Genomic DNA, 25,182 nt, shown 5'->3' on the forward strand with positions numbered 1-25,182 from the left:
CAGGGGGAGCCCCCCTGCCGTGGAAATCAGACGGTGGCCTTGGCCGACGGTTTGCGGTTGTAGGCCCACCAGATCAGGAAGATGCCGCCGAGAATCATCGGCACGCAGAGCAACTGACCCATGGTCAACCAGCCGAAGGCGATGTAGCCGAGCTGGGCGTCGGGTACCCGCACGAATTCCACGATGAAGCGGAAGATGCCGTAGAACAGCGCGAACATGCCGGAAACGGCCATGGTCGGGCGCGGCTTGCGCGAGTACAGCCAAAGGATGACGAATAATGCCACACCTTCGAGGGCGAACTGGTACAGCTGCGACGGGTGACGCGGCAACTGGGCCGGGTCGCTGAACGGCGGGAAGATCATTGCCCACGGCACGTCGGTGGCCTTGCCCCACAGTTCGGCGTTGATGAAGTTGCCGATACGCCCGGCACCAAGGCCGATCGGCACCAGCGGTGCGACGAAGTCCATCAGCTCGAAGAACGACTTGTTGTTGCGCTTGCCGAACCACAGCGCGGCGAGCATCACGCCGATGAAACCACCGTGGAACGACATGCCGCCCTTCCATACCTCGAAGATCAGCGTCGGGTTGGCCAGGTACTGGTGCAGGTCGTAGAACAGCACGTAACCCAGGCGTCCGCCGACGATCACCCCCATCGACAGCCAGAACACCAGGTCGGAGAGTTTCTCGCGGCTCCAGGTGGGGTCGAAGCGGTTCAACCGGCGCGAGGCCAGCAGCCAGGCGCCGCCGATGCCGATCAGGTACATCAGGCCGTACCAGTGGATTTTCAGTGGACCGAGGGCCACGGCCACCGGGTCGATCTGCGGGTAAGGCAGCATTGTCTTTCCTCTAGGTTCAGATAAGGAAGCTGAGTCCGACGCAGAACAGCAGCGCGGCGAACAGACGCTTGAGCACGCGCGGCGACAGCTTGTGCGCCAGACGCGCGCCGTAGCGGGCGAAGAACATGCTGGTGGCAGCGATGCCAACCAGCGCCGGAAGATAGACGTAGCCCAGGCTGTGGGCCGGCAGGTGTTCCTCGTGCCAACCCAGCCACATGAAGCCCAGGGCACTGGCCAGGGCGATCGGCAGGCCACAGGCCGACGAGGTAGCCACCGCCTGCTGCATGGGCAGGCTGCGCCAGGTGAGGAACGGTACGGTCAGTGATCCGCCGCCGATACCGAAAATGGCCGAGGCCCAGCCGATCACCCCGCCGGCGGCGGTCAATCCGGGCTTGCCGGGAATGCCGCGGCTGGCCTTGGGCTTGAAGTCCAGGGCCATCTGCGCGGCGATGACCAGGGCGAACACGCCGATGATCTTCTGCAGCATCGGGCCCTGGATCAGCGAGGCGGTCTTGGCCCCGACCAGCGCGCCGAGCAGGATACCCACGGTCATCCAGGCGAAGATCGGCCATTGCACCGCGCCCTTGCGCTGGTGCTCGCGCACGGCATTGATCGAGGTGAAGACGATGGTCGCCAGCGAAGTGCCGACCGCCAGGTGGGTCAGCACCGAAGGGTCGAAGCCCTGCAAGGTGAAGCTGAACACCAGCACCGGCACGATGATGATGCCGCCACCGACGCCGAACAGCCCGGCCAGCACGCCGGCGCAGGCGCCCAACAGCAGATAGAGAGCGAATTCCATTCGTGGCCCCAGTGGAAAACAATCCGGCATGGTAACGGAAGCCACGCCCGGCGCTCTAGTGAACTCTGTGTCAGATGATGGCTAGCGGCCGACGGCGCGGGTAGAGTGGCCGAAAACACAGGGGACAACCTATGTGCCTGATCGTATTCGCCTGGCGGCCGGGGACAGCCCGGCCACTGATCGTCGCGGCCAACCGCGACGAGTTCTATGCCCGCCCGACCCAGGCCCTGAGCAGTTGGGAGGACGCCCCGGGCGTGCACGCCGGGCGTGACCTGGAAGCCGGTGGCACCTGGCTGGGTGTCGGGCCGAACGGGCGCTTTGCGGCGCTGACCAATATTCGTGACACACGCCAGCCGTTGGGGCCGCGGTCCCGCGGTGAACTGGTGGCGGCCTACCTGCAGGGTGAACTGGGGGTAGAGGCCTACCTGGACCGGGTAGCCAGCCGCAGTGGCCAGTACTCGGGGTTCAACCTGCTGGTCGGTGATGACAAGCGACTGGGCTACCTGCATGCCCGTGAGCCGACGCCACGCCTGCTTGAACCGGGGGTTTACGGGCTGTCGAATGCCGGCCTGGACACGCCATGGCCGAAACTGATCAAAGCGCGCAGCGGACTTGAAGGATTGCTCGAGAACACCGATCCACAGCAGCTACTGGCGCTGCTGGGCGACGCACAGCCTGCGCCGGACGGCGAATTACCCGAGACCGGCGTAGGGCTGGCCACCGAGCGGCTGCTGTCGAGTGTGTTCATCGCCAGCCAGAACTATGGGACGCGGGCGAGCACGGTACTGATCGTCGATGACCAAGGCCGGCGGCGCATGATCGAACGCAGTTTCGGGCCGTTTGGTGGGCATCTGGGCGAGGTTAGCCTGGAGATCTGATCAGACCTCATCGCGGGCTCGCAGCGACAGCTTTGATTCAGAGCCCGCGATGAGGCCGCTACAGGCAATCAGAGGGTCTTGTTCGGCCCGATCATCCGCGCCAGCCCGAGATTCTTCAGCGCCAGCTGCAGCGAGCTGTGGATAACCTGCGGGTTGTCATGGCTCATGGCATCGGCCAGCAGTTCCCGGGCCTTGCTCAGGTTGACCTGGCGCAGCATCCACTTCACTTTCGGCAGGTTGGTGGCGTTCATCGACAGGCTGTCGAAGCCCATGGCCATCAGCAGGATCGCCGCAGCCGGGTCACCGGCCATCTCGCCGCAGATACTGACGGGCTTGCCTTCCTCGTGGGCCACGCTGACCACCGTCTGCAAGGCCTGCAACACCGCCGGGTGCAGGTAGTCGTAAAGGTCGGCGACCCGCGGATTGTTGCGGTCCACCGCCAGCAGGTACTGGGTGAGGTCGTTGGAGCCGACCGAAAGGAAATCGACCTGGCGCGCCAGCTCGCGGGTCTGGTACACCGCGGCAGGAATCTCCACCATCACCCCCACCGGCGGCATCGGCACATCGGTGCCTTCGTCACGCACTTCGCCCCAGGCGCGGTGGATCAGGTGCTGGGCTTCTTCGAGCTCATGGATGCCGGAAATCATCGGCAGCAGGATGCGCAGGTTGTTCAGGCCCTCGCTGGCCTTGAGCATGGCGCGGGTCTGCACCAGGAAGATTTCCGGGTGGTCGAGGGTGACGCGGATACCGCGCCAGCCAAGGAACGGGTTCTCTTCCTTGATCGGGAAATACGACAGCGACTTGTCGCCGCCGATGTCGAGGCTGCGCATGGTCACCGGCAGCGGATGGAATGCTTGCAACTGCTCGCGGTAGATCGCCAGCTGTTCCTTTTCGCTGGGGAAGCGCTGGTTGATCATGAACGGTACTTCGGTGCGGTACAGGCCCACGCCTTCGGCGCCGCGCTGCTGGGCGCGGGCCACATCGGCGAGCAGGCCGGTGTTGACCCACAGCGGCATGCGGTGGCCGTCCGGGGTGATGCACGGCAGCTCGCGCAGCGCATCGAGCCCCTTGGCCAGCTGGCGCTCTTCCTCGACCACGTCACTGTACTGCTTGCGCAGCACTTCGCCGGGGTTGGTGAACACCTCGCCCTTGTAGCCGTCGACGATCATCTCGATGCCGTCGGCCTTCGAGTACGGCAGGTCGACCACCCCCATCACCGTGGGGATACCCATGGCGCGGGCCAAGATCGCCACGTGGGAGTTACCCGAGCCGAGTACCGAAACCAGGCCCACCAGCTTGCCTTCCGGCACCTCGCCGAGCATGGCGGGGGTCAGCTCTTCACTGACCAGAATGGTGTTGTCCTGGTAGACCAGCGACTGCGAACGGGCCTCCTGCAGGTACGCCAGCAGGCGCCGACCCAGGTCCTTGACGTCCGATGCCCGCTCGCGCAGGTAGTCGTCATCCATCAGCTCGAAGCGATTGACGTGTTCGCCGACCACCTGGCGCAAGGCACCCTGGGCCCATTGGCCAGTCTTGATGACCTCGACCACTTCGCCACCAAGTGCGGCGTCCTCGAGCATCATCAGGTACACGTCGAACAGCGCACGCTCTTCGGGGCGCAACTGGGTGGCAAGCTTGGCCGACAGCTTGCGCATATCCTCGCGCACGCCCTCGAGGGCGTTGTTGAACAGCTTGAGTTCGTTGTCGATGTCCTCGACGGTGCGGTCAGGCACAACCTCCAGGTCGGCGGGCGGCAGCATCACCACCGATCGGCCGACTGCAGCGCCCGGCGAGCCCGGCACCCCGACGAAACGGGCTTCCTGGATGCCCTTGCCCTGACGGCCCAGGCCACGGATCGAACCCGTCGCCTCGGCGTGGGCGATAACCCCGGCGAGCTGCGCGCTCATGGTGACCAGAAAGGCCTCTTCGCCTTCGTCGAACTGGCGGCGCTCCTTTTGCTGGATGACCAGCACGCCGACCACGCGACGATGGTGGATGATCGGTGCACCGAGGAAGGAGGCGAATTTCTCTTCGCCGGTTTCGGCGAAGTAGCGGTAACGGGGGTGGTCGGCGGCGTTCTCGAGGTTCAGTGGCTCCTCGCGGGTACCGACCAGGCCGACCAGGCCTTCGTTAGGGGCCATGCTGACCTTGCCGATGGAGCGCTTGTTCAGGCCCTCGGTGGCCATCAGCACGAAGCGGTTGGTGTCCGGGTCGAGCAGGTAGACAGAGCAGACCTGGCTGCCCATCGCCTCCTTGACGCGCAAGACAATGATACCCAACGCCGTCTTGAGATCTTTGGCGGAGTTCACTTCCTGGACGATCTTGCGCAGCGTATTGAGCATGGCTCGGGGTCGGACTCCGTCGTCAGTCGCGCGTCAGCAGGCGCGGGGCTAGCTCTTTCAGGGCGCGGCGGTACACCTCGCGCTTGAATGTCACCACCTGGCCCAGCGGATACCAGTAGCTGACCCAGCGCCAGCCATCGAATTCCGGCTTGCCGGTCAGGTCCATGCGCACCCGTTGCTCATTGCTCACCAGGCGCAGCAGGAACCACTTCTGTTTCTGGCCTATGCACAGCGGCTGGCTGTGGGTGCGCACCAGGCGCTGGGGTAAACGATAACGCAACCAGCCACGGGTGCAGGCAAGTATTTCCACATCCTGGCGTTCCAGGCCTACTTCTTCGTTCAGCTCGCGGTACAGGGCATCTTCCGGCGTTTCATCAGGGTTGATGCCACCCTGGGGAAACTGCCAGGCATCCTGGTTGATCCGCCGAGCCCATAGCACCTGCCCGGCATCATTCGTGAGAATGATCCCGACATTGGGGCGAAAACCATCCGGGTCGATCACGGCAGCAACCTCGCAAACGCATGTCGCCGCATTGTTCCACAAAGCCTGAGCGCGCAGCAACGCGCCCGCCAAGCTTATCTGCGGCGAGGTGAAGACTGCGGATTGAGCGAGCGTCGCCACACCGGGCGTGGCACTGGTATATCGGGTTTGCATGAAGGCAAGGTGACGCGACTGCGTCAGCCTCTCGCGGGACCATCCCGCTCCCACGGTTTGCCAATGGGAGCGGGCTGGCGAGGGTCATCAGACCGGTTTGGCGCCCATCAGGCCGGCGATGGACAGGAAGCACACACCGCTGAACACCGCCAACGCCAGGGTGAACTTCAAGCCTACGGCTTCAGCCTTGCGCAGCCGGTTCAGGCGCGCCACCAGCCACCACACGGCGAACGCGCCAAGGGTATAGATGACGCTGGAGGCCAGCACCCAGGTCTGCCCCAGCGGCCAACCGACCAGGTGCACCAGCCACCAGCCGGTGAACGGCATGCTCAGCAAGCACAGCCCCATCAGCAGCCAGACGAACACCAGCGGCCGGCGCAACAGCTTGCTGTAGGCCTCGGTGTCGCCCTTGCGCCGGGCATTCCAGGTCCAGACCGCCAGGCCCAGTGCGCCAAGCAACAACAGGGCCGTGGCAAGGATGTGCAGGGTCTTGAGGGTGGTCAGGTGTTCCATGTGAAAATCATCCTTTCAGCAGGCTTTTTCGCTATCGGCCTCATCGCAGGGCAAGCCTGCTCCCGCGAGGTGAAGCGTGTTCAGCCCAAGAATAGCCGGTAAGCCGGGTTCTCGGTCTCGTCCCAGTATGGATAGCCGATCTTGGCCAGGGCCGCCGGCACCAGGTGACGCTCCTCTTCAGGCACCTGCAGACCCGCGACCACGCGCCCGTCGGCGGCGCCGTGGTTGCGGTAGTGGAACATCGAGATGTTCCAACGCCCGCCCAGCTTGTTGAGGAAGTTGAACAAGGCACCGGGCCGCTCCGGGAACTCGAAACGCAGCACCATTTCGTCGCTGGCGCCAGCCGAGTGGCCACCCACCATGTGACGGATATGCAGCTTGGCCAGTTCGTTGTCGGTCAGGTCGGTGACTGGAAAACCTTGCTCCGTCAGCTGCTGTACCAATGCCGCACGCGGGTCTGTTTCCGGGTGAGTCTGCACGCCGACGAAGATGTGCGCCTCGTCCGAGGTGTGCTTGCGGTAGTTGAACTCGGTGATCTGGCGCTTGCCGATGGCCTCGCAGAAGGCCTTGAAGCTGCCCGGGCGCTCGGGAATGGTCACGGCGATGATCGCCTCGCGCTTCTCGCCCAGCTCGGCGCGCTCGGCCACATGCCGCAGGCGGTCGAAGTTGACGTTGGCGCCCGAATCGATGGCCACCAGGGTCTGCCCGGCCACACCCTTGAACTCGACGTACTTCTTGATTCCGGCAACACCCAGGGCTCCGGCAGGTTCGGTGATCGAGCGGGTATCGTCGTAGATATCCTTTATTGCCGCACAGATCTCGTCGGTGCTGACGGCAATCACCTCGTCCACGTGGTGGCGACAGATATCGAAGGTGTGCTGGCCGATCTGCGCCACCGCCACGCCATCAGCGAACAACCCGACCTGCGGCAGCACCACGCGCTCACCGGCGGCCATGGCGGCCTGCAGGCAGTTGGAGTCGTCCGGCTCGACGCCGATCACCTTGATCTCGGGGCGCAGGTACTTCACGTACGCGGCGATGCCGGCGATCAAACCGCCACCACCGACCGGCACGAAGATCGCGTCCAGCTGGCCGGGGTGCTGGCGCAGGATCTCCATGGCCACCGTGCCTTGCCCGGCAATGGTGTGCGGGTCGTCGTAGGGGTGGATGTAGACGAAGCCCTTCTCCTCCACCAGCTTCAGCGAGTAGGCCAGCGCCTCGGGGAAGCTGTCGCCATGCAACAAGACCTTGCCGCCACGCGAGCGCACGCCTTCGATCTTGATCTCCGGGGTGGTCTTGGGCATGACGATGGTCGCCTTGATACCCAGCTCCCGCGCCGCCAGTGCCAGGCCCTGGGCATGGTTGCCGGCCGAGGCGGTGACCACGCCACGGGCCAGCTCCTCGGCGCTCAGTTGCGCCAGCTTGTTGTAGGCCCCGCGGATCTTGAACGAGAACACCGGCTGCAGGTCTTCGCGCTTGAGCAGCACCGTATTGCCCAGGCGCTTGCTCAGTTGCCCGGCAGTGTGCAGCGGGGTTTCGACAGCAACGTCGTAGACGCGCGAGGTGAGGATCTTCTTGACGTACTGTTCGAGCATCGGAAAGCATCACTGGGCCGCGGGACAAGGGCTGGGAGTCTACCGCAGCGCCACGTCGGGCGACCACAGCAAAGCCGCCGGAGCCGTTATACTAGGCAACTTTCGATATCCGCCCTGCCCCTCCCGGAGCCCGCATGACCCAGGACCAACTCAAACAGGCCGTCGCCCAGGCCGCCGTCGACCTCATCCTGCCGAAACTGGATGAAAAAAGCGTCGTCGGCGTCGGCACAGGCTCCACCGCCAACTTCTTCATCGACGCCCTGGCCCAGCACAAGACCGCCTTCGACGGCGCCGTCGCCAGCTCCGAGGCCACTGCACAGCGCCTGAAGGGCCATGGCATCCCGGTCTACGAGCTGAACAGCGTCAGCGAGCTGGAGTTCTACGTGGACGGTGCCGACGAGAGCGATGCCCACCTCAACCTGATCAAGGGCGGCGGCGCGGCCCTGACCCGCGAGAAGATCGTCGCGGCGGTGGCCAAGACCTTCATCTGCATCGCCGACGCCAGCAAACTGGTGCCGGTGCTGGGTGCCTTCCCGCTGCCGGTCGAGGTCATCCCGATGGCCCGCAGCCACGTAGCGCGCCAGCTGGTCAAGCTGGGCGGCGACCCGGTCTACCGCGAGGGCGTGGTGACCGACAACGGCAACGTCATCCTCGACGTGCACAACCTGCAAATCACCAACCCGGTGGAACTGGAAAGCCAGATCAACGCCATCGTCGGCGTGGTCACCAATGGCCTGTTCGCGGCACGGCCGGCGGATGTGCTGTTGCTGGGCACCGCCGAGGGCGTGAAGACTCTGAAGGCCGAGTAAGCCTCATCACGGAGCAAGCCCGCTCCCACGGTGGGGGCGGGCTTGCCCCGCGATAGCGCCAGCCTGGGCAATCAATCAGCCGGCTGTTTGAACACATAGAACAGGTTCGGCTCACTGACCAGGTAGATGGTCCCGGCGTCGTCCATCGCAATCCCCTCAGCTTGTGGCACGGTCTGCTTCAACCCCTGGAACCCCTTGCGCAATGACAAGGTACTCAGCGGCCGCCCTTTCACATCCAGCTCCAGCACCAGCCGCGACTCGTCGGACAGCGCCAGCAGGTGCCCGCTGCGTTCGTCGAACTGCAGGCTCGACAGATCCCTCACGAACAACCGCCGGTCACGCTTGCGGTCCTGCACCACATGCACGGCATAGGGTTTGTCGGGATTGTCGTGGGGAAAGCCGTGCACCTCGTAGATCATCATCGGGTCACGCTCCTTGGCCACGAACAGGCGCTTGCCTGCCGAGTCGTAGGCCAGACCCTCGAAGCCCTTGTTGCCGTTCAGTCCGATGCCCAGGGACAGCTGCTCGGCATCGTTGGCGTCGAGGAACAGGGTGTCATCGTCCAGGCGCACACGAATCAACCGCTGCTGGCGCTCATCGGTGATCACGTAGCTGTTGGGCCCCACGTACTCCACCGCCTCAGGGTCGCCGAAGCCGGTCAACGGGACGCGGCGCAGGATACGGCCATCCAGCGACAACTCGATCAGCTCCGACCGGGCATTGGTGACGGTGAACAGGCTTTTGCGGTCGGGGTCATAGGTCAACGCCGAGATGTCGTCGTCCAGACCCTCGATAGGCCTGGCCTCGAGCACCACCTGGTAACGATCCAGGCCGATGCTCTGCTCGGACGGCTGCCACCAGGTCTTGAGGTTGAACCAGCCCCGCTCGAACAAGCGGAACTCATGCCCGGCAGCCCCCAGCACGAGCAGGCAGACAAACACGAAGAAGGCGAAGATCAGGCGAACGTGGCGGCGCATGCGGGCGGACTCGGCAATTGGAGCGCGTAGCTAACCACTATCAACTGAAGCAAAGCTTAATGCCATTATCAGAAATGGCTGATCGGTCAGTTCTTTTTGAAGCGATAGAACAGATTCGGCTCACTGACAATGTATAGGTTGCCCTGGTCGTCCATTGCCACTCCCTCGGCCCGGGGAATGGTGTCAGCCAGGCCATTGAAACCGCCCAGCAGGGTCATGAAGCTGACCTGATCGCCCTTTTCGTCAAGCTCGAGCAGCATGTTGGAGTCTGCCGACAATGCCAGCAGATGCCCTGTGCGCGGGTCGATACCCAGCGCGGACAAGTTGCGCAGATCCAGTTCGTCGCTGGCCAGCGGCTGCTTGTCGCCCTTGAGCGGGCTACGGCCATCAGTGCCCCAAGTGAACATTTTGGGCGGCCGCTCGGCGCCGATGACCAGGCGCTGGCGCATCAGGTCCCAGGCAATGGCTTCGAAGCCCTTGTTGCCCTCATCCGTTTCACCCAGGTCATGGGGCTGGTAGTCGGCGCGGTTCAGCGAAGTCGTGCCGGCATCCACCTTGACCATTGTCAGGTCATGGTTGCGCTCGTCGACGATGGCGATCTGGCCATCCTCAAGCACCGCCACGCCTTCCGGATTGGACCAACCCACCAGGGGGATCTTGCGCAGCACATCGCCATCGAGGGTGAGCTCGACCAGGAACGGGTGCTTGCCCATGACTGCGAACAACGACCGGGTGTGCGGGTTGAACGCCAGGTCCGACGCCTCGTCACGCTCCATGCCGGGCAACGGCTTGGCATCGATGTCGACCACGTAGCTGGGCAGCCAGATGCTTTCCTGGCGTTCAGCCTGGCTTTCGAAACCTTCCTTTATCCACAGCAGGCCGCGGTCGTCCCAGTGCATGGCCGAGATGACGCCATAGCCGATAACCGCTGCGACTGCCAGGCCGAACGGCCAGCGCCGGTAAAAGGGGCGCTTGGGAGACACGGAGGCGTGGGAAGGAGAGGGCATGCAAGGGTCCTGAAGGTAGGCGTAGGTTCGCGCATTATCCGCAAAGGGTGTGAAAAAACGGTAAACGTCTCTGCACTTTTTGTAGGAAAGGCGCGAACCTTGGGGTCAGAGCACCCGGCTCTCGAACCGACTGGCACCTGGAAGCTCCAGCACCAGCTCGTCACCAACCTCGAACGGCCCCACGCCCGCCGGGGTGCCGGTGAGGATCACATCACCCGCCTGCAACGAGAAGCACGCGGCCATATGCTGGATCATCGCCACGATGGGGTTGAGCATCATCGCGCTGTTGCCGTCCTGGCGCACTTCGCCGTTGATGGTCAGGCGTATACCGATGTCCTTCACATCCTCGAAGGCGCCTGCCGAGACGAACGGCGGCAGCACGCAAGCACCATCGAAACTTTTGCACAGCTCCCACGGCAGGCCCTTTTCCTTCAGCTTGCTCTGCAGGTCGCGCAGGGTGAGGTCCAAAGCCGGGGCATAGCCGGAAATGGCGTCGAGCACCTCTTCCTCGGTCGGCCTGGTCGACAACGGCTTGCCCAGCAACACCGCGATTTCCGCCTCGTAGTGCACCGAGCCACGCTCGGTCGGAATCTTGAAGCCACCTTCCAGGGGCACCACGCAACTGCCAGGCTTGATGAACAGCAGCGGCTCGCTGGGGATGGGGTTGTCCAGTTCCTTGGCATGCTCGGCGTAGTTGCGGCCGATGCACACCACCTTGCCCAGCGGGAAGTGGATGCGCGTGCCGTCTACGTACTGGTGCTGGTAACTCATGGCCGACTCCTGTGAACACTGCTTTTTATTCGGGAGCGAAGATCTTACCCGGATTCATGATGCCGTTCGGATCGAACACCGCCTTGATCGCCTTCATGCAGGCGATTTCTTCCGGTGAGCGGCTATAGCCCAGATAATCGCGCTTGGTCATGCCCACGCCGTGCTCGGCGGAGATCGAGCCGTTGTAACGCTCGACGATCTCGAACACCCACTTGTTGACCTTGGCGCAGGAGGCGAAGAAGTCGTCCTTGCTCATGTGGTCGGGCTTGAGGATGTTCAGGTGCAGGTTGCCGTCGCCGATATGGCCGTACCAGACCACCTCGTAGTCGGGATAATGCTCACCGACGATGGCATCGATGTCGCGCAGGAACGCCGGCACTTTCGAGACGGTGACAGAGATGTCGTTCTTGTACGGCGTCCAGTGGGAGATGGTCTCGGACAGGTACTCGCGCAGCTTCCACAGGTTCTTCAGCTGGGTGTCGCTCTGGCTCATCACCCCGTCCAGCACCCAACCCTGCTCGACACAGTGCTCGAAGGTGGCCAAGGCTTCGTTGGCCACCTCCTCGGTGCTGGCTTCGAACTCCAGCAGCGCATAGAACGGGCAGTCGGTTTCGAATGGCGCGGGCACATCGCCCCGGGCGAGGATCTTGGCCAGGCCCTTGTCGGAAAAGAACTCGAAAGCGGTGAGGTCGAGCTTGCCCTGGAAGGCGTGCAGCACTGGCATGATCGCGTCGAAGTCAGGCGTGCCCAGCACCATCGCCGTGAGATTGCGCGGCGCACGGTCCAGGCGCATGGTCGCCTCCACCACGAACCCCAGGGTGCCTTCGGCGCCGATGAACAGTTGGCGCAGGTCGTAGCCGGTGGCGTTCTTGATCAGGTCCTTGTTCAGCTCGAGCATCTCGCCCTTGCCGGTGACCACCTTCAGCCCGGCCACCCAGTTGCGGGTCATGCCGTAGCGAATCACCTTGATCCCGCCGGCATTGGTGCCGATATTGCCGCCGATCTGGCTGGAGCCGGAGGAGGCGAAGTCCACCGGATAGTACAGCCCCTGGTCCTCTGCGAACTGCTGAAGCTGGCGGGTTACCACCCCCGGCTGGCACACAACGGTTCGATCGAACTCATTGAAGGCCAGGATCTGGTTCATGTAGTCGAAGGCGACCACCACCTCGCCATGGGCCGCCACTGCCGCACCCGATAGCCCGGTACGCCCGCCCGATGGCACCAAGGCGACTTTGTGCCGGTTGGCCCAGCGCACGATGGCCTGGACTTGATCGATGGTTTTGGGGAAGACGATCGCGCTGGGCGCAGGTGGGTAGTGCTTGGTCCAGTCCTTGCCGTAGGCGTCGAGCGAGGCTGGGTCGGTGAGGACCTTGCCAGGGTCGACCAGGGTCATCAGTTCATCAATTACCACGGACTGGGTCATCGCTGGAACTCTCGACTTATTCATAGTCACCCTGAGCACGCTTCACCTGTCGGGATGGGCTCAGATTGTGTCGCGTATGCTAGCATAGCCCTCCCGCTGTTCGTGCTAAGGCCGACGCCGCGCCGCTTCACCCCCCTCGCCATTTTTCTCCGGGATACAGGTTTACGCAGATGAGCAAGACTTCTCTCGACAAGAGCAAGATCAGGTTCCTTCTTCTTGAAGGCGTCCACCAGAATGCGGTGGATATCCTCAAGGCTGCCGGGTACAGCAACATCGAGTACCTCACTGGCTCGCTGCCGGATGCAGAGCTGAAGGAAAAGATCGCCGATGCCCACTTCATTGGCATCCGCTCGCGCACCCAGCTGACCGAAGAGGTCTTCGACTGTGCGAAGAAACTGGTCGCGGTCGGCTGTTTCTGCATCGGCACCAACCAGGTCGACCTGAGCGCGGCCCGCAACCGCGGCATCGCGGTGTTCAACGCGCCGTACTCCAACACCCGTTCGGTGGCCGAGCTGGTGCTGGCCGAAGCCATCCTGTTGCTGCGCGGCATCCCCGAGAAGAACGCCTCCTGCCACCGTGGTGGCTGGATCAAGAGCGCGGCCAACTCCTTCGAGATCCGTGGCAAGAAACTGGGCATCGTCGGCTACGGCTCGATCGGTACCCAGCTGTCGGTGCTGGCCGAGGGCCTGGGCATGCAGGTCTACTTCTACGACCCGCTGACCAAGCTGCCACTGGGCAACGCCACCCAGGTCACCAGCCTTAACGAACTGCTGGGCCTGGCCGACATCGTCTCGCTGCACGTACCTGAGCTGCCGTCTACCCAGTGGATGATCGGCGAGAAGGAAATCCGCGCGATGAAGAAGGGCGCGATCCTGATCAACGCCGCCCGTGGCACCGTGGTCGAGCTGGACCACCTGGCCGCCGCGATCAAGGACAAGCACCTGATCGGCGCCGCCATCGACGTGTTCCCGGTCGAGCCGCGCTCCAACGACGAAGAGTTCGAAAGCCCGCTGCGTGGCCTGGACAACGTGATCCTGACTCCGCACATCGGTGGTTCCACCGCCGAAGCCCAGGCCAACATCGGCCTGGAAGTGGCCGAGAAACTGGTCAAGTACAGCGACAACGGTACCTCGGTGTCGTCGGTCAACTTCCCGGAAGTCGCGCTGCCGGCCCACCCAGGCAAGCACCGCCTGCTGCACATCCACGAAAACATCCCGGGCGTGCTCAGCGAGATCAACAAAGTGTTCGCCGAGAACGGTATCAACATCTCCGGTCAGTTCCTGCAGACCGACGAGAAAGTGGGTTACGTGGTCATCGACGTCGATGCCGAGTACTCCGATCTGGCCCAGGAAAAACTGCAGCACGTGAAGGGCACTATCCGCTCGCGCGTACTGTTCTAAGCTTGCCGGCTGCATGAAGAAGGGAGGCCCTGGAGGCCTCCCTTTTTCGTTCGTACCGCTGCTACCGGCTCAGCGTCACTTGACGTTGACGGTGATCTTCTGCGACTCGACGCTCGGTTTGAACGGAACGTGGTACTTGTCGCCCAGCACCAGTTGCAGGGTGTGTTTGCCCGGCGTGAGGGTGATGGTCGCTTCGGTCTGCGCCTTGCCGAAGTGCAGCACTTGCGGACCGGCTGGCAGGGGTGCGTTGTTCTCCGGCATCAGGCTGGTCGGCAGCGGCATGTCGGCGACCGGCGCCTTGTCCACATCTACCAGCAGGTGGTGATGGCCGGTGTGCGGGGTCTGGTCACCCGCAGGCTTGAGGTGCATGCCTTCGATGCCGAACTTGACGGTGAAGGTCTTGTCGACCGTGGCCCCGTCGGCGGGTGAAACGATGAAGACCTTGGCGCCTTCCGGTGGCTGCTCGCTCTTCAGCGCGTCCGCGGCACTGGCGAACACCGACGCCCCCATCAGCAGACCGGCGACGGCAGCACGCGAAAATAGGCTTTTCATTCACTTCTCCTGTGATTCACTTCAATTGACCGCTATCACTTAAACGAAGCACAGCGGTACTTCACCATAGTCCAGCCCGACCGGCAGAGGTTCAAAAACAGGGACAGAAATATTTCAGGGCAGAAGAAAACCTTGCCGCGACCTGGAGGTCATAGGCTGCGTTCGACCGGGGTAAACGAGAAAGCCGCGGCGAAAGCAATTCATCTGCCGAACAAGAAAGGGGCACTCATGCGTTTGACCATTGGCATTCTGGTGGCGGTATTGTTCAGCCCACTGGCCCAGGCCGAACTGATCGACGAAATCAACGACCGTGGCGAACTGCGCATTGCCGTGCTGGGCGACTCACCACCTTATGCGTTCAAGGAGAACGAGCACCTGACCGGTTTCGAGATCGAGTTGGGCCAGGCCCTGGCCAAGGAGCTGGATGTGCGGGCCGAGTTCGTCGAGACCGCGGCCGAAGAGGTGCTGCCCGGGGTGGAGAACGGCAAGTTCGACATGGCCTTCAACAAGCAAGACGTCGAACCGAGCGACCAACTCGACACCATTCGGACCCTGGCCAGCCAGAAACTGGTGATTCCGTACCTGAAGGACAATCCAGCCTTCGAGACGGCTGTGAACAATGCCCTGCAACGGATCAAGGACGATGGCCGCCTGGCTGACCTGGAAAGCAAATGGCTCAAAGGCACCAAGCAGGCGAGCGCCGGACAGTAACACCGCATCGCGGGGTAAGCCCGCTCCCCCGCAACGCTGCCGTCATGCTCAGCATCGCGTGGGAGCGGGCTTGCCCCGCGATCAGATCTGGCTCAACGCTCGCTGCGCGTCTTCCAGCTCCAGCTCGCTGAACACGAGCACCCCTTCGCGCCGCAACAAGGCCGTGGTCACGCCCTCACCCGCCACCTTCACACCGCTGAAGCTGCCGTCATAGGTCAGCAGATTGCCACACGACGGGCTACCGGACTTGAGCACCGCCACCCGGATGCCATGCCTACGCACCAGCTCCAGCGCCCGCTGCGCGCCGGCCAGGAACGCCTCACTGACATCCTCGCCCGCAACGGTCAGAACCTGCGCCTGCCCATCCAGCACCTGGGTGCCCTGTCCACCAGGTATCTCCGCCGGAGGCCGCGGTGTCGGCAGGCCGCCCGCCACTTCGGGGCACAATGGCACCACACGGCCCTCGTGCTGCCAGCGCTGCAACAGGTCGGGATGCCCGCTGGCACGCCCGTCATAGCGCACCGGCTGGCCCAGCAGGCAGGCGCTGACCAGCACCTTCGGCAGTTCAGAACGGCTCATTGCCACGGCGCCGGAACCAACCGGTCAACGACAGCCGTTCACGCCCTGCCGGCAGTACCTCGTGCGGGACTTCACCCGACAGGAACACCACCAGGCTGCCAGCCAACGGCGCCACGTCGTGCTCGACATCGCCCTTCAGGAACATGCGCAATTGCCCACCATCCTGCGGCTGCCAACCCTCGTTGAGGTACAGCACGGCCGACACCATGCGTCGGTCATCGTCGCGGAAGCGGTCGAGATGGCGCTTGTAGAAGGCGCCCGGCGGATACAGGGCAAAGTGGCACTCAAAGTCCTCGAGCCCCAGGAACAATCCCTGGTTGATGGCCTGACGCAGGCTGTCCATCGCCCCCAGGTAGCGGTCGCAGACCTCCGATTCACCGGGGTCGATCCACTGGATCTGGTCGCCACGGATCGCCTCGCGGATCTCCTGCGCGGCGCCACGCCCTATGCCGGCGGGGTTAAGCTCACCCTCGGCGTAACGACGACGGCATTCGGCCGCCAGCGCGCGCGACAGTTCGTCGGGCAGGAAAAGAGATTGCTGCGACCAGCCACGGGTGGCCAGGTCATCGACGATGGTCGACAGCAGCGGATGTTCGGAAGGAATGTGCATGGCGCATCATAGCCATTCGGCCATCGCTCGCACAGCGCCACTTGGTCAGGAAGCGCCGCTGGCGACTCGACAAAGCCCCGCCACGCCAAGGACAATAGCGGCCTGCCGACAGGAGTCCTGAATGCGCCGTCTGTTTTCCCTGCTTCTGCTGATGATCTGCACCATGCCTGTCTGGGCAGACACCCTCGATCAGCTATACAAGGTCGCCGGCTGGCCCGACCAGCGCGCCCATTTCAACGATGCCGTGAGCGCCGCCCAGCAGCGCTACCGCAACAGCCTGCCGCCTGCGGTTTACCAGGCGCTGGTCAACAACAGCAACCAACGCTTCCAGGCCCAGGCCATGGACCAACGGGCCCAGGCGCAACTGCGCGCCAACCTGCCCAACCCCTCGCCGGCCCTGGCCTTCTTCCAGTCGCCGCTGGGGCGCAAGGTCGTGGCCGCCGAACTGCTTGCCACGCGCAAGGACCAGCTGGCCAAGCACGCCAAGGGCCTGCCGAAGATCCAGGCCAGCGACAACCGCCTGCTGATCGTCGGCCACCTGGCCCAGGCCCTGCCTGCCCGTGAGGCCGGCGCCGAGGTCAGCCTGGCGATCGCCGGCGTGGCGGCCGACAGCCTGAGCTCGATGCTGCCCGGCCTGTTCGGCGGCGGCCAGGCCCAGAACCTGCTCGATGGCCAACGCCAGCGCTTGATGAACCAGGTGGGCGAGGACCTGAACAACACGTTGTTGTACGTCTATCGCGACCTGTCCGACGCTGAGCTCGAGCAGTTCGCCACCTTCGCCGAATCGACGGACGGCCAGGCTTACTACAAAGCTGCGGTGGCCGCGATTCGCTCGGCCCTGGCCGTGGGCCAGAACGCCGCCAACCTGAAGTAAGTCAGCCCAGGCGCTGGCCAATGAACTCGAAATAGCGCTGGCGGATGCCAGGCAGTTCGTTGGCCAGGTGATGCCGCGCTTCGGGCAGCATGAGGATCTGCGGCTCGGCGAACTTGGCCTTGAGCACCTTGAGGTTATATGGCCAGTCCACCGTGCCGTCCGCCTCGCCCTGCACGATCAGGGGCCTGCGCGTGCTGCACGGCGCGGCTTCGATACGCCGGACCCACTTCATCAGCGCACCGACCCAGGCGGTCGGCAGGCGCCGTGGTTGTAGCGGGTCGGCTTCGAGAAAAGGCAGAAAAGCCGGGTCGTTGGTGTTCTCGCTGAAGCGCCGCTCGATGCCGTTGACGAAGTGGCGCAGCACCCGGTAACTCAGCTTCGACCAGCCCCAGGCTCGCGGGCGCACCAGTGGGGCCAACAGGATTGTCTCGCCGTCGACAGGGCTGCTTTCGCCCTGGTGCAACAGATGGTCGACCACGATAGCCCCACCAGTGCTTTGGCCGCAAAGATGCCAGGGCCGTGGCAGGTCGAGCAGCCGGGCCTGTTCGAACAGAGCCTCGAGCACCTGTTGGTAGATGCCGAAATCATCGATGCTGGCTCGTTCGCCACTGGACAGGCCATGCCCCGGCAGGTCGCAGCCGATCACGGCGTAGCCGCGCCCCAGGGCCCATTCGATCACGTGGCGGTACAGGCCCATGTGATCGTAGTAGCCATGCAGCAGGAACACCGTCGCCTGTGGCCGCTCGGGCAGCCAGACCTGGCCGACCAGGTCGAAGCCCGCCACCTGGAAGCCGCCCAGCCAACTGTGCGCGGACAGGCCCAGGCCGTAGAAGCCCTGGTAGGCCTGGCCCTGGGTGGACAGCAGGTGGCGATCGGCAAGGGGCGACAGGCTGGCGCGCAGCAGGTCGGGGTGGAAACTGGCAGACATCGGTACATCCAGAGTGAAGCAAGTATTGATCTGCGATATTCAGCTCTGGGCCGCGTCATGGCAAGCTTGCTGCCTTTCTCAACGAAACACGCGACCTCGTGGGAGCGGGCTTGCCCCGCGATGGCTTCACCGCAGCCATCGCGGAACAGACCCGCGCCTGCCGGTACCGCGACCGGGCTCCTATGGCGAAGCGACTTCTGATGTTCCTTGCACTGCTGCTCTGCGCTGCCACCGCCTGGTGGGCCTACGACAGCTTCCAGTCCCGCTACCTGCGACCGTTCGACAACCAGACCACCTTCTTCGACGGCAGCCAACTGCGCCTCCCTGCCGAGCTGGCTGGCCCGGGCCCGATCCGCGTGGTGCACTTCTGGGACCCGGCCTGCCCGTGCAATGTCGGCAACCAGCAACACCTGGGCGAACTGGTCGAGCACTTCGCACCGCTCGGGGTCAGCTTCCATGTCGTGCAAAAGCCTGGCAGCCACGGCCAGCTGCCGGCCAACCTGGGAGCGCTGAAGCCCCTGGCCAGCCTGCCCGGCAGCGAGCACCTGCCCGCCAGCCCCGCCGTGGCGATCTGGGACCACGACGGCAACCTCGCCTACTTCGGGCCCTACAGCGAAGGTGCGGTGTGTAACTCGAGCAATAGTTTCATCGAGCCGATCCTCAAGGCGCTGGCACAAGGGCGTCGGGTGCAGGCCTCGAATACCCTGGCGGTCGGCTGCTATTGCCCCTGGATCGATTGACGCACCCGCGCCGGGTTACCGACCACCACAGCCCCCGCCGGCACATCCCGGGTCACCACGCTGCCGGCGCCGACCACGGCGTTATCACCGATGGTCACCCCAGGCAGGATGATCGCCCCGCCGCCGATCCAGACGTTGTCGCCAATGATCACCGGGCGCCCGCTTTCCAGGCCACTGCGGCGCAGCGCCGGGTCCAGTGGGTGGTCGGCGGTGTAGATTTGTACCGCCGGGGCGATCTGGCAGTCGGCACCGATGCGCACTGGCAGCACGTCGAGGATCACGCAGTTGAAATTCATGAAGGTGTTGGCGCCCACGCTGATGTTGTAGCCGTAGTCGCAGTGGAACGGCGGCCGGATCACCACGCCTTCGCCCACGCTGGCGAAATGCGCCTTCAACAAATCATGGCGCGCCTCGTTGGGTTGCTCGACGCTGCCGTTGTAGCGGTGCATCCACTGCCGGTTGGCCGCCTGCTCGGCTTGCAGCTCGGGGCAGCCGGCATGGTAGAGCTGGCCTGCCAGCATTTTCTGTTTTTCGCTGAGGGACATGGAAACTCCTTTCAGGGGGCTATGCTCAGTTCGCGAATCCGCCGATGATCGGACCACATTATTTCGCTCGAGTGCACAAGGAGTCTCGATGAAGCGCAGCCTGACCTTGCTGGCAGTGGTGATCGCCGTGGCCGCCGCGGGCGGCGGTTACTGGTATGTGCAGGGCAAGCAGCCCCAGCGTGATGGCGAAGCGGCCATCAACGGCTTGCAGGCGCCGGTCAGCGTGCGCTTCGATGCCCGTGGCGTGCCGCACCTGCAGGCCCAAAACGAGCAGGACCTGTACCGCGCCCTGGGCTACGTGCAAGCCCAGGACCGTCTGTTCCAGATGGAGATCATGCGCCGTCTGGCTCGCGGCGAGCTGGCCGAGGTGCTGGGCGAGAAGTTGCTGCCCACCGACACCCTGTTCCGCAGCCTGCGCATTCGCGACCAGGCGGCCTTGATGGTGCAGCGCCAGGACCGCCAGTCACCGGCCTGGCAAGCGCTGCAGGCGTACCTGGACGGCATCAACCAGTGGCAGGCCAGCCACCCCAAGCCGATGGAGTTCGACCTGCTCGGCATCACCCCGCGCCCGTTCACCGCCGAGGACACCCTGAGCATTGCCGGCTACCTCGCCTACAGCTTCGCCGCCGCGTTCCGCACCGACCCGGCACTGACCTACATCCGCGACCAGCTCGGCCCCGAATACCTGAAGATCTTCGACCTCGACTGGCAGCCCGACGGCGCCGTGGCCACGCCGTTGGCCGCCGCCGACTGGCGCAGCCTGGAGCAGTTGGCACGGCTCAGCCACGAGGCCCTGGGCGATGCCGGCATCCCGCAGTTCGAGGGCAGCAACGCCTGGGCCGTGGCCGGCAGCCATACCCGCAGCGGCCGGCCGCTGCTGGCGGGTGACCCGCACATCAGCTTCGCGGTGCCGGCGATCTGGTACGAGGCGGAGCTGTCGGCACCAGGCTTCAACCTGTATGGCTACTTCCAGGCGCTCAACCCGTTCGCCCTGCTCGGCCACAACCGCGACTTCGGCTGGAGCCTGACCATGTTCCAGAACGACGACGTCGACCTGATCGCGGAGCGGACCAATCCGCAGGACCCCGAGCAGGTGATGGTCGACGGCAAATGGCAGCCACTGGAAAAGTCCGAGCAGAAAATCGCGGTCAAGGGCGCGGAGCCGGCCAGCATCACCTTGCGCCGCTCGCCCCACGGTCCGATCGTCAACAGCGTGCTCGGCGACACCGCCGGCCCGACGCCCATCGCCATGTGGTGGGCCTTCCTGGAAACTGACAACCCGATACTCGAGGGTTTCTACCAGATCAACCGCGCCGACACCCTGGGCAAGATGCGCGAGGCGGCGGCCAAGGTCCAGGCACCGGGGCTGAACCTGGTGTGGGCCAATGCCCGGGGCGATATCGGCTGGTGGGCGGCGGCGCGGCTGCCAATCCGCCCGGACGGCGTCAACCCGGCGTTCATTCTCGATGGCGCCAGCGGCCAGGCCGACAAGCCGGGCTTCTACCCTTTCAGCGCCAATCCGCAACAGGAGAACCCGGCCAGTGGCTACATCGTCTCGGCCAACTACCAGCCACCGGGCGCACTGCCCGTGCCCGGCTACTACAACCTGGCCGACCGGGGTCGTCAGCTGGATCGCCAGCTGAGCAATCCGGACATCAAGTGGGACACCCAGAACAGCCAGGCTCTGCAGCTGGACACCAGCACCGACTATGGCCCGCGTACCCTGGCACCGCTGCTCGGCACCTTGCGCAACATTGCCCAGGGCGACGAGGAGAAGGAGCTGGTCGAGCAGCTGGCTGCCTGGCGCGGCGATTATCCCCTGGACTCCACCAGCGCCACGCTGTTCAACCAGTTCCTCTACGAGCTGGCGTTCGCCGCCCTGCACGACGAGCTGGGCGACACCTGGTTCCCGGTGCTGATCAGTACCCGTGCCATCGACGCTGCTTTACCTCGCCTGGCTGCCGACCCTCAATCGCCGTGGTGGAACCTGCGCGGTAGCAACGAACATACCGATCGCAACGCCATCGTGCGTTTGGCCTGGCAGCGCAGCCTCAAGCACCTGCGCGAGACCTTCGGCAAGGATCCGGCAAGCTGGCAATGGGGCAAGGCCCATACCCTCACCCACAACCATCCGCTGGGCGTGAAGAAGCCGCTGAACCTGTTGTTCAATGTCGGCCCCTACGCCGCGCCGGGGACCCACGAGGTGCCGAACAACCTGTCAGCGAAGATCGGCCCGGCGCCCTGGCCGGTCACCTACGGGCCATCCACCCGTCGCCTGATCGACTTCGCCGACGCTGGCGCCGCGCTGACCATCAACCCGGTCGGCCAGAGTGGCGTGCCGTTCGACCGGCACTATGGCGACCAGGCCGAGGACTATATCGAGGGCCGCTATCACAAGGCGCGGATGGGGGTGATTCCGGCGCAAAGCACGCTGCGGCTGGTGCCCAGATAGAAACCGGGGCTGCAAAGCAGCCCCGTTCAGATAATCAACCCTGCCACTTGCCGCCTTCGACAATCACGCTCTCAGGCTTGGTGTCGTCGCTCAGGTCCTTGCGCACGTACTGGTCGTACAGCTTGAGCAAGAATTTCTCCTCGCCCAGCTTGGCCAGCTCGCTGTTCACCCAGTCGCGCAGCTCGGTGTTGCCCTTCTTCACCGCCGGGGCGATCGGCGCCTCGTCACCCAGCAACTGCGGTAGTACGCGATAGCCCGGGTTCTGCTTGGCCCAGCTGAACAGGATCAGGTTGTCCTGGGCATAGGCTTCACCACGGCCGTTGGCCAGGGCGGCCAGCGACTCGGTGTTCTTCTCGAACTTGAGCAGTTTCCAGTCCGGGTGGGTCTTGGTCAGCCAAATGTCGGCAGTGGTGCCGGTGGTGACGATGATGGTCTTGTCGGCCAGGTCGTCGAGCTTCTGCACCGGGCTGCCATCGGCGACGATGGCCTGCACCGCCACACGCAGGTTGGGGTTGGTGAAGTCCACGGCCTCCTTGCGCTCGGGGGTGACGGTCATGTTGGCGAGGATCAGGTCGACCTTGTCGCTCTGCAGGAACGGGATACGGCTGGCAGGCTCGACGGCAACGAACTCGACTTTGTTCTCGTCGCCCAGCAGGTCCTTGGCGAAGCGACGACCGATGTCAGTATCGAAGCCCACGTAGCGGCCGCTTTCATCGACGAAGCCGAACGGTGGCTTGTCGGTGAACACGCCGACGATCAGCTTGTCGCGGGCCTTGATGGTTTCCAGGTAGCTGCTGGCCGGCGAGGCGGCGGCGGGCTTGGCCGGGTCTTCGGATTTGTTGCAGCCGGCCAGCAGGGCCAGGCCCAGCAATGGCGCGAGCAGTTTGGCAAACGGGGCAGTCTTCATGACAGTTCCTTGTGCAGTGGCTTAGACAGTGTCTTGGGCAGGCTTTCGACGAACGAGAATTTCTCCAGGAACTGCTGCGCGCGTGCGGTCTGCGGTTGAGTGAAGAAGCGCTCAGGGTGGTTCTGTTCAAGGATCCTGCCGGCCTCCATGAACACGATGCGGTCGGCCACCGCGCGGGCGAAGGCCATTTCGTGGGTGACGATGAGCAGGGTCATGCCTTCGCGGGCCAGGCCCTGGATCACCTGCAGCACCTCCTTGACCATCTCTGGATCAAGGGCGGCGGTGACCTCGTCGAACAGCATCACCTGGGGGTTCATGCACAGCGAACGGACGATGGCGATGCGTTGCTGCTGACCACCGGAGAGCTGGCGCGGGAACGCGTCACGCTTGTCCAGCAGCCCGACCCTGGCCAGCAGCGCCTCGGCCTGGGCCTGGGCCTCGCGGCGTTCGCGCTTCTGCACCTTCAGCGGACCCAACAGCAGGTTGTCGATCACGCTCATGTGGCCGAACAGGTGGTAGCTCTGGAACACCATGCCGACCCGCTGGCGTACCTGGCGCCAGTCGGTGTCGGCGCCGAGCAGCTCCTGGCCGTCGAGGCGCAGGCTGCCGCCCTGGGCCTCCTCCAGCCCGTTGAGGCAACGCAGCAGGGTGCTCTTGCCGCAGCCGCTGGGGCCGAGGATCACCACCACCTCGCCGGCCTGGACCTTGAGGTCGATGTCCGCGAGCACCTGGTGCTGGCCGAAGAACTTGTTGAAACCTTGGAATTCGATCAATGGATTCATGCGTGGGCCCAGCGCCGCTCCAGCACGCGGGAGGCGGCTGACAGCGGATAGCAGACAAGAAAGAAGAACAGCAACAGCGCGCCGTAGATCAGCACCGATTCGTAGGTGCGCTCGATGATCTGCTGGCCCGCCTTGATCACTTCGACCACGCCGATCAGCACCGCCAGCGAGCTGGTCTTGATGATCCGCGTGTAGATATTGATGGTCGGCGGGGTCATGCGCTTGAGCGCCTGGGGCAGCAGCACATAGGCATACAGCTGCCAGCCGCCCAGGCCGATCGACAACCCCGCCTCGCGCTGCCCGCGTGGCAGCGACTGCAGTGCGCCGCGCACCACCTCGCCGACCTCGCTGGCGCCCCACAGGCCCAGCACCAGCACCGCGCACCAGAAGCTGGGGATGCTCAGGCCGAAGAAGATCGGCAAGCCGAAGAACACCAGGTACAGCCAGACCAGCACCGGAATCGCCCGGAACAGTTCCAGGTACACCTGCAGCAGGATGTTCAGCCAACGGTTGCCGAGGGTCGCCAGCACGCCGTAGAGCACGCCGCCCAAGGTGGCGAACAGGATGCCCAGCGCCGAGATCGCCAGGGTTTGCCCCGCGCCCTTGGCCAGCTGCGGCAGCGAAACCAGCAGCAGCTCAATGCCCGAACTGGCCATGTTGCAGCCTCCGTTCCAGGTAACGCAGCAGCAGTGACAGCGGCAGGAAGATCAGCACGCAGAGCAGGGTCAGCACGGCGAGCATTTCGTAGGTCTTGTAGTACAGGGCGATGTAGTTCTTGGTGGTGTAGAGAATCTCCGGCACCGCCACCGCCGACACTACGGTGGTCTCCTTGAGCAGGAAGACGAAGTTGGCGAACAGTGCCGGCAGGCTGAGGATGCCGGCCTGGGGCAGGATCACATGGCGCAGCAGCTGGCCCTCGGAAAGCCCGATGGAGCGCCCGGACTCCAGCTGCGCCCGTGGCACGGCCTCGACCCCGGCGCGCAGTACCTCGGTGAGGTAGGCACCGCCCATGAAGGTCATGGTGATGATCGCGGCGGCAAAGCCCGACACTTTCACGCCCAGGCTGGGCAAGGCGAAATAGACGAAGAACAGCTGGATCAGCAGCGGTGTGTTGCGCGCCAGCTCCACGTAGCCCTTGACCAGGCGCCACAGGTACGGCGTGCGCAATACCAGGATCGTCGCGTTGAGCAGCGCCACCAGCAACGAGGTGACAATTGCGATCGCCCCGACCTGCAGGGTCACGCCAACAGCGTTGAAGAAGGCCGGCAGTGTGCTAAGCATGAAGGCGGTGTCGAAGCTCATGGAAGGGGCCTCGGCACGGGGTCACGAAAGTACGGCATGGGGCAGGTCCAGGGTCGGCACGAGGGTGGCTCGGCGTCGTTTGACGAATAGTGGCGCTGTGCCGGTAAGCACGACCCCCTAGACTCTAAAGGTATAAAAATATTTTTATAAATATCTTTATTGCATATCTATATCACCGCCCCGTGACGCTCAGAA

The 25,182-nt window shown here is 64.2% G+C and carries 26 protein-coding genes; 7 read left to right on the forward strand and 19 right to left on the reverse strand.

From position 1 onward, the window contains the following. Positions 1 to 26: 26 nt before the first annotated feature. Together lgt and ABZO33_RS01540 are read right to left on the reverse strand one after the other, a co-directional pair. Positions 27 to 836: a prolipoprotein diacylglyceryl transferase gene (gene lgt, locus ABZO33_RS01535; RefSeq protein ID WP_023630701.1), complete on the reverse strand. Its 810-nt coding sequence runs from the start codon at positions 834 to 836 to the stop codon at positions 27 to 29. Between the two features lie 16 nt (positions 837 to 852). After that, entirely contained in the window at positions 853 to 1,635 is a 783-nt protein-coding gene (locus ABZO33_RS01540) for a sulfite exporter TauE/SafE family protein (RefSeq protein WP_104444759.1), read from the reverse strand. A 131-nt stretch (positions 1,636 to 1,766) separates the two neighbouring features. Here ABZO33_RS01540 and ABZO33_RS01545 point away from each other — a divergent pair, with 131 nt between their 5' ends. Next, positions 1,767 to 2,513: an NRDE family protein gene (locus ABZO33_RS01545; RefSeq protein WP_414534580.1), complete on the forward strand. Its 747-nt coding sequence runs from the start codon at positions 1,767 to 1,769 to the stop codon at positions 2,511 to 2,513. A gap of 68 nt (positions 2,514 to 2,581) precedes the next feature. Here ABZO33_RS01545 and ptsP read toward each other — a convergent pair whose 3' ends face one another. From ptsP to ilvA, 4 genes are all read right to left on the reverse strand, one after another. Further along, on the reverse strand, positions 2,582 to 4,855 hold the full coding sequence (gene ptsP, locus ABZO33_RS01550; protein ID WP_414534581.1) for a phosphoenolpyruvate--protein phosphotransferase: 2,274 nt from the start codon (positions 4,853 to 4,855) through the stop codon (positions 2,582 to 2,584). 22 nt (positions 4,856 to 4,877) lie between these two features. Next, on the reverse strand, positions 4,878 to 5,357 hold the full coding sequence (locus ABZO33_RS01555) for an RNA pyrophosphohydrolase (RefSeq protein ID WP_028688498.1): 480 nt from the start codon (positions 5,355 to 5,357) through the stop codon (positions 4,878 to 4,880). Positions 5,358 to 5,597: 240 nt separating this feature from the next. After that, positions 5,598 to 6,023 carry a DUF2269 family protein gene (locus ABZO33_RS01560; RefSeq protein WP_414534582.1) on the reverse strand — a complete coding sequence of 142 codons (426 nt, stop codon included), beginning with the start codon at positions 6,021 to 6,023 and terminating at the stop codon, positions 5,598 to 5,600. 80 nt (positions 6,024 to 6,103) lie between these two features. Continuing rightward, positions 6,104 to 7,618 (reverse strand): threonine ammonia-lyase, biosynthetic, encoded by a 1,515-nt coding sequence (ilvA, locus tag ABZO33_RS01565; RefSeq protein ID WP_414534583.1) that lies wholly within the window; start codon positions 7,616 to 7,618, stop codon positions 6,104 to 6,106. A 134-nt stretch (positions 7,619 to 7,752) separates the two neighbouring features. Between ilvA and rpiA the strand changes: the two genes are divergently transcribed. After that, on the forward strand, positions 7,753 to 8,427 hold the full coding sequence (rpiA, locus tag ABZO33_RS01570) for a ribose-5-phosphate isomerase RpiA (RefSeq protein WP_011536226.1): 675 nt from the start codon (positions 7,753 to 7,755) through the stop codon (positions 8,425 to 8,427). Positions 8,428 to 8,498: 71 nt separating this feature from the next. Here rpiA and ABZO33_RS01575 read toward each other — a convergent pair whose 3' ends face one another. The 4 genes from ABZO33_RS01575 to ABZO33_RS01590 form a co-directional block, all read right to left on the reverse strand. Beyond that, entirely contained in the window at positions 8,499 to 9,404 is a 906-nt protein-coding gene (locus ABZO33_RS01575) for an SdiA-regulated domain-containing protein (protein ID WP_414534584.1), read from the reverse strand. A gap of 86 nt (positions 9,405 to 9,490) precedes the next feature. Continuing rightward, positions 9,491 to 10,411, reverse strand: coding sequence for an SdiA-regulated domain-containing protein (locus ABZO33_RS01580; RefSeq protein WP_414534585.1), 921 nt, complete (start codon positions 10,409 to 10,411; stop codon positions 9,491 to 9,493). 105 nt (positions 10,412 to 10,516) lie between these two features. Then, entirely contained in the window at positions 10,517 to 11,182 is a 666-nt protein-coding gene (locus ABZO33_RS01585; protein WP_414534586.1) for a fumarylacetoacetate hydrolase family protein, read from the reverse strand. Positions 11,183 to 11,207: 25 nt separating this feature from the next. After that, on the reverse strand, positions 11,208 to 12,605 hold the full coding sequence (locus ABZO33_RS01590) for an FAD-binding oxidoreductase (RefSeq protein WP_414534587.1): 1,398 nt from the start codon (positions 12,603 to 12,605) through the stop codon (positions 11,208 to 11,210). Between the two features lie 170 nt (positions 12,606 to 12,775). On the opposite strand from ABZO33_RS01590, the gene serA reads away from it, so the two are divergent. Further along, the gene (serA, locus tag ABZO33_RS01595; protein WP_023629826.1) at positions 12,776 to 14,005 is read left to right on the forward strand and encodes a phosphoglycerate dehydrogenase; all 1,230 of its coding nucleotides are present in this window, start codon (positions 12,776 to 12,778) and stop codon (positions 14,003 to 14,005) included. Positions 14,006 to 14,080: 75 nt separating this feature from the next. Here the strand turns inward: serA and ABZO33_RS01600 are convergent, their stop codons facing one another. Further along, positions 14,081 to 14,557 carry a DUF4399 domain-containing protein gene (locus tag ABZO33_RS01600; protein WP_414534588.1) on the reverse strand — a complete coding sequence of 159 codons (477 nt, stop codon included), beginning with the start codon at positions 14,555 to 14,557 and terminating at the stop codon, positions 14,081 to 14,083. A gap of 228 nt (positions 14,558 to 14,785) precedes the next feature. Here ABZO33_RS01600 and ABZO33_RS01605 point away from each other — a divergent pair, with 228 nt between their 5' ends. Next, positions 14,786 to 15,268, forward strand: coding sequence for a transporter substrate-binding domain-containing protein (locus ABZO33_RS01605; protein WP_414534589.1), 483 nt, complete (start codon positions 14,786 to 14,788; stop codon positions 15,266 to 15,268). 81 nt (positions 15,269 to 15,349) lie between these two features. Here the strand turns inward: ABZO33_RS01605 and ABZO33_RS01610 are convergent, their stop codons facing one another. Then, entirely contained in the window at positions 15,350 to 15,847 is a 498-nt protein-coding gene (locus ABZO33_RS01610) for a DUF523 domain-containing protein (RefSeq protein WP_414534590.1), read from the reverse strand. Next, on the reverse strand, positions 15,834 to 16,457 hold the full coding sequence (locus tag ABZO33_RS01615) for a 2OG-Fe(II) oxygenase (RefSeq protein WP_046853760.1): 624 nt from the start codon (positions 16,455 to 16,457) through the stop codon (positions 15,834 to 15,836). Before ABZO33_RS01615 ends, ABZO33_RS01610 begins: the two co-directional genes overlap by 14 nt. A 121-nt stretch (positions 16,458 to 16,578) precedes the next feature. Between ABZO33_RS01615 and ABZO33_RS01620 the strand changes: the two genes are divergently transcribed. Then, positions 16,579 to 17,331, forward strand: a complete 753-nt coding sequence (locus ABZO33_RS01620; protein ID WP_414534591.1) for a hypothetical protein — start codon at positions 16,579 to 16,581, stop codon at positions 17,329 to 17,331. A gap of 1 nt (position 17,332) precedes the next feature. Here ABZO33_RS01620 and ABZO33_RS01625 read toward each other — a convergent pair whose 3' ends face one another. Continuing rightward, complete coding sequence (locus ABZO33_RS01625; RefSeq protein ID WP_414534592.1) at positions 17,333 to 18,259, reverse strand: alpha/beta hydrolase; 927 nt, start codon at positions 18,257 to 18,259, stop codon at positions 17,333 to 17,335. 200 nt (positions 18,260 to 18,459) lie between these two features. On the opposite strand from ABZO33_RS01625, the gene ABZO33_RS01630 reads away from it, so the two are divergent. After that, positions 18,460 to 18,999, forward strand: coding sequence for a DUF6436 domain-containing protein (locus tag ABZO33_RS01630; protein ID WP_414534593.1), 540 nt, complete (start codon positions 18,460 to 18,462; stop codon positions 18,997 to 18,999). Here ABZO33_RS01630 and ABZO33_RS01635 read toward each other — a convergent pair. Further along, positions 18,978 to 19,544: a sugar O-acetyltransferase gene (locus tag ABZO33_RS01635; RefSeq protein WP_414534594.1), complete on the reverse strand. Its 567-nt coding sequence runs from the start codon at positions 19,542 to 19,544 to the stop codon at positions 18,978 to 18,980. The two genes, ABZO33_RS01630 and ABZO33_RS01635, sit on opposite strands and share 22 nt — an antisense overlap. Positions 19,545 to 19,632: 88 nt before the next feature. On the opposite strand from ABZO33_RS01635, the gene ABZO33_RS01640 reads away from it, so the two are divergent. Next, positions 19,633 to 21,996 (forward strand): penicillin acylase family protein, encoded by a 2,364-nt coding sequence (locus ABZO33_RS01640; protein WP_414534595.1) that lies wholly within the window; start codon positions 19,633 to 19,635, stop codon positions 21,994 to 21,996. Positions 21,997 to 22,030: 34 nt separating this feature from the next. On the opposite strand, the gene ABZO33_RS01645 is transcribed toward ABZO33_RS01640, so the two are convergent. The 4 genes from ABZO33_RS01645 to ABZO33_RS01660 are packed head-to-tail and all read right to left on the reverse strand — an operon-like array spanning position 22,031 to position 24,987. After that, entirely contained in the window at positions 22,031 to 22,903 is an 873-nt protein-coding gene (locus ABZO33_RS01645) for a transporter substrate-binding domain-containing protein (protein WP_414534596.1), read from the reverse strand. Next, positions 22,900 to 23,685, reverse strand: coding sequence for an amino acid ABC transporter ATP-binding protein (locus ABZO33_RS01650; protein WP_414534597.1), 786 nt, complete (start codon positions 23,683 to 23,685; stop codon positions 22,900 to 22,902). The genes ABZO33_RS01645 and ABZO33_RS01650 overlap by 4 nt, the downstream gene beginning before the upstream one ends. After that, positions 23,682 to 24,341, reverse strand: a complete 660-nt coding sequence (locus tag ABZO33_RS01655) for an amino acid ABC transporter permease (protein WP_414534598.1) — start codon at positions 24,339 to 24,341, stop codon at positions 23,682 to 23,684. Before ABZO33_RS01655 ends, ABZO33_RS01650 begins: the two co-directional genes overlap by 4 nt. Continuing rightward, complete coding sequence (locus ABZO33_RS01660) at positions 24,322 to 24,987, reverse strand: amino acid ABC transporter permease (RefSeq protein WP_414534599.1); 666 nt, start codon at positions 24,985 to 24,987, stop codon at positions 24,322 to 24,324. Before ABZO33_RS01660 ends, ABZO33_RS01655 begins: the two co-directional genes overlap by 20 nt. Positions 24,988 to 25,182 lie beyond the last annotated feature (195 nt).

Origin of the sequence: Pseudomonas sp. CAM1A (genome assembly GCF_047501685.1) — a bacterium.
Classification (GTDB): Bacteria; Pseudomonadota; Gammaproteobacteria; order Pseudomonadales; family Pseudomonadaceae; genus Aquipseudomonas.

What these genes read in the sequence shown, in the direction of transcription:
- ABZO33_RS01645 (WP_414534596.1), bottom strand. Translation starts at nt 22,903, where the DNA reads ATGAAGACTGCCCCGTTTGCCAAACTGCTCGCGCCATTGCTGGGCCTG.
- ABZO33_RS01630 (WP_414534593.1), top strand. Translation starts at nt 18,460, where the DNA reads ATGTTCCTTGCACTGCTGCTCTGCGCTGCCACCGCCTGGTGGGCCTAC.
- ABZO33_RS01585 (WP_414534586.1), bottom strand. Translation starts at nt 11,182, where the DNA reads ATGAGTTACCAGCACCAGTACGTAGACGGCACGCGCATCCACTTCCCG.
- ptsP (WP_414534581.1), bottom strand. Translation starts at nt 4,855, where the DNA reads ATGCTCAATACGCTGCGCAAGATCGTCCAGGAAGTGAACTCCGCCAAA.
- ABZO33_RS01560 (WP_414534582.1), bottom strand. Translation starts at nt 6,023, where the DNA reads ATGGAACACCTGACCACCCTCAAGACCCTGCACATCCTTGCCACGGCC.
- rpiA (WP_011536226.1), top strand. Translation starts at nt 7,753, where the DNA reads ATGACCCAGGACCAACTCAAACAGGCCGTCGCCCAGGCCGCCGTCGAC.
- ABZO33_RS01620 (WP_414534591.1), top strand. Translation starts at nt 16,579, where the DNA reads ATGCGCCGTCTGTTTTCCCTGCTTCTGCTGATGATCTGCACCATGCCT.
- ABZO33_RS01580 (WP_414534585.1), bottom strand. Translation starts at nt 10,411, where the DNA reads ATGCCCTCTCCTTCCCACGCCTCCGTGTCTCCCAAGCGCCCCTTTTAC.
- ABZO33_RS01660 (WP_414534599.1), bottom strand. Translation starts at nt 24,987, where the DNA reads ATGAGCTTCGACACCGCCTTCATGCTTAGCACACTGCCGGCCTTCTTC.
- ABZO33_RS01635 (WP_414534594.1), bottom strand. Translation starts at nt 19,544, where the DNA reads ATGTCCCTCAGCGAAAAACAGAAAATGCTGGCAGGCCAGCTCTACCAT.
- ABZO33_RS01540 (WP_104444759.1), bottom strand. Translation starts at nt 1,635, where the DNA reads ATGGAATTCGCTCTCTATCTGCTGTTGGGCGCCTGCGCCGGCGTGCTG.
- ilvA (WP_414534583.1), bottom strand. Translation starts at nt 7,618, where the DNA reads ATGCTCGAACAGTACGTCAAGAAGATCCTCACCTCGCGCGTCTACGAC.
- ABZO33_RS01625 (WP_414534592.1), bottom strand. Translation starts at nt 18,259, where the DNA reads ATGTCTGCCAGTTTCCACCCCGACCTGCTGCGCGCCAGCCTGTCGCCC.
- ABZO33_RS01600 (WP_414534588.1), bottom strand. Translation starts at nt 14,557, where the DNA reads ATGAAAAGCCTATTTTCGCGTGCTGCCGTCGCCGGTCTGCTGATGGGG.
- ABZO33_RS01650 (WP_414534597.1), bottom strand. Translation starts at nt 23,685, where the DNA reads ATGAATCCATTGATCGAATTCCAAGGTTTCAACAAGTTCTTCGGCCAG.
- serA (WP_023629826.1), top strand. Translation starts at nt 12,776, where the DNA reads ATGAGCAAGACTTCTCTCGACAAGAGCAAGATCAGGTTCCTTCTTCTT.
- ABZO33_RS01605 (WP_414534589.1), top strand. Translation starts at nt 14,786, where the DNA reads ATGCGTTTGACCATTGGCATTCTGGTGGCGGTATTGTTCAGCCCACTG.
- ABZO33_RS01640 (WP_414534595.1), top strand. Translation starts at nt 19,633, where the DNA reads ATGAAGCGCAGCCTGACCTTGCTGGCAGTGGTGATCGCCGTGGCCGCC.
- ABZO33_RS01615 (WP_046853760.1), bottom strand. Translation starts at nt 16,457, where the DNA reads ATGCACATTCCTTCCGAACATCCGCTGCTGTCGACCATCGTCGATGAC.
- ABZO33_RS01610 (WP_414534590.1), bottom strand. Translation starts at nt 15,847, where the DNA reads ATGAGCCGTTCTGAACTGCCGAAGGTGCTGGTCAGCGCCTGCCTGCTG.
- ABZO33_RS01590 (WP_414534587.1), bottom strand. Translation starts at nt 12,605, where the DNA reads ATGACCCAGTCCGTGGTAATTGATGAACTGATGACCCTGGTCGACCCT.
- ABZO33_RS01545 (WP_414534580.1), top strand. Translation starts at nt 1,767, where the DNA reads ATGTGCCTGATCGTATTCGCCTGGCGGCCGGGGACAGCCCGGCCACTG.
- ABZO33_RS01575 (WP_414534584.1), bottom strand. Translation starts at nt 9,404, where the DNA reads ATGCGCCGCCACGTTCGCCTGATCTTCGCCTTCTTCGTGTTTGTCTGC.
- lgt (WP_023630701.1), bottom strand. Translation starts at nt 836, where the DNA reads ATGCTGCCTTACCCGCAGATCGACCCGGTGGCCGTGGCCCTCGGTCCA.
- ABZO33_RS01655 (WP_414534598.1), bottom strand. Translation starts at nt 24,341, where the DNA reads ATGGCCAGTTCGGGCATTGAGCTGCTGCTGGTTTCGCTGCCGCAGCTG.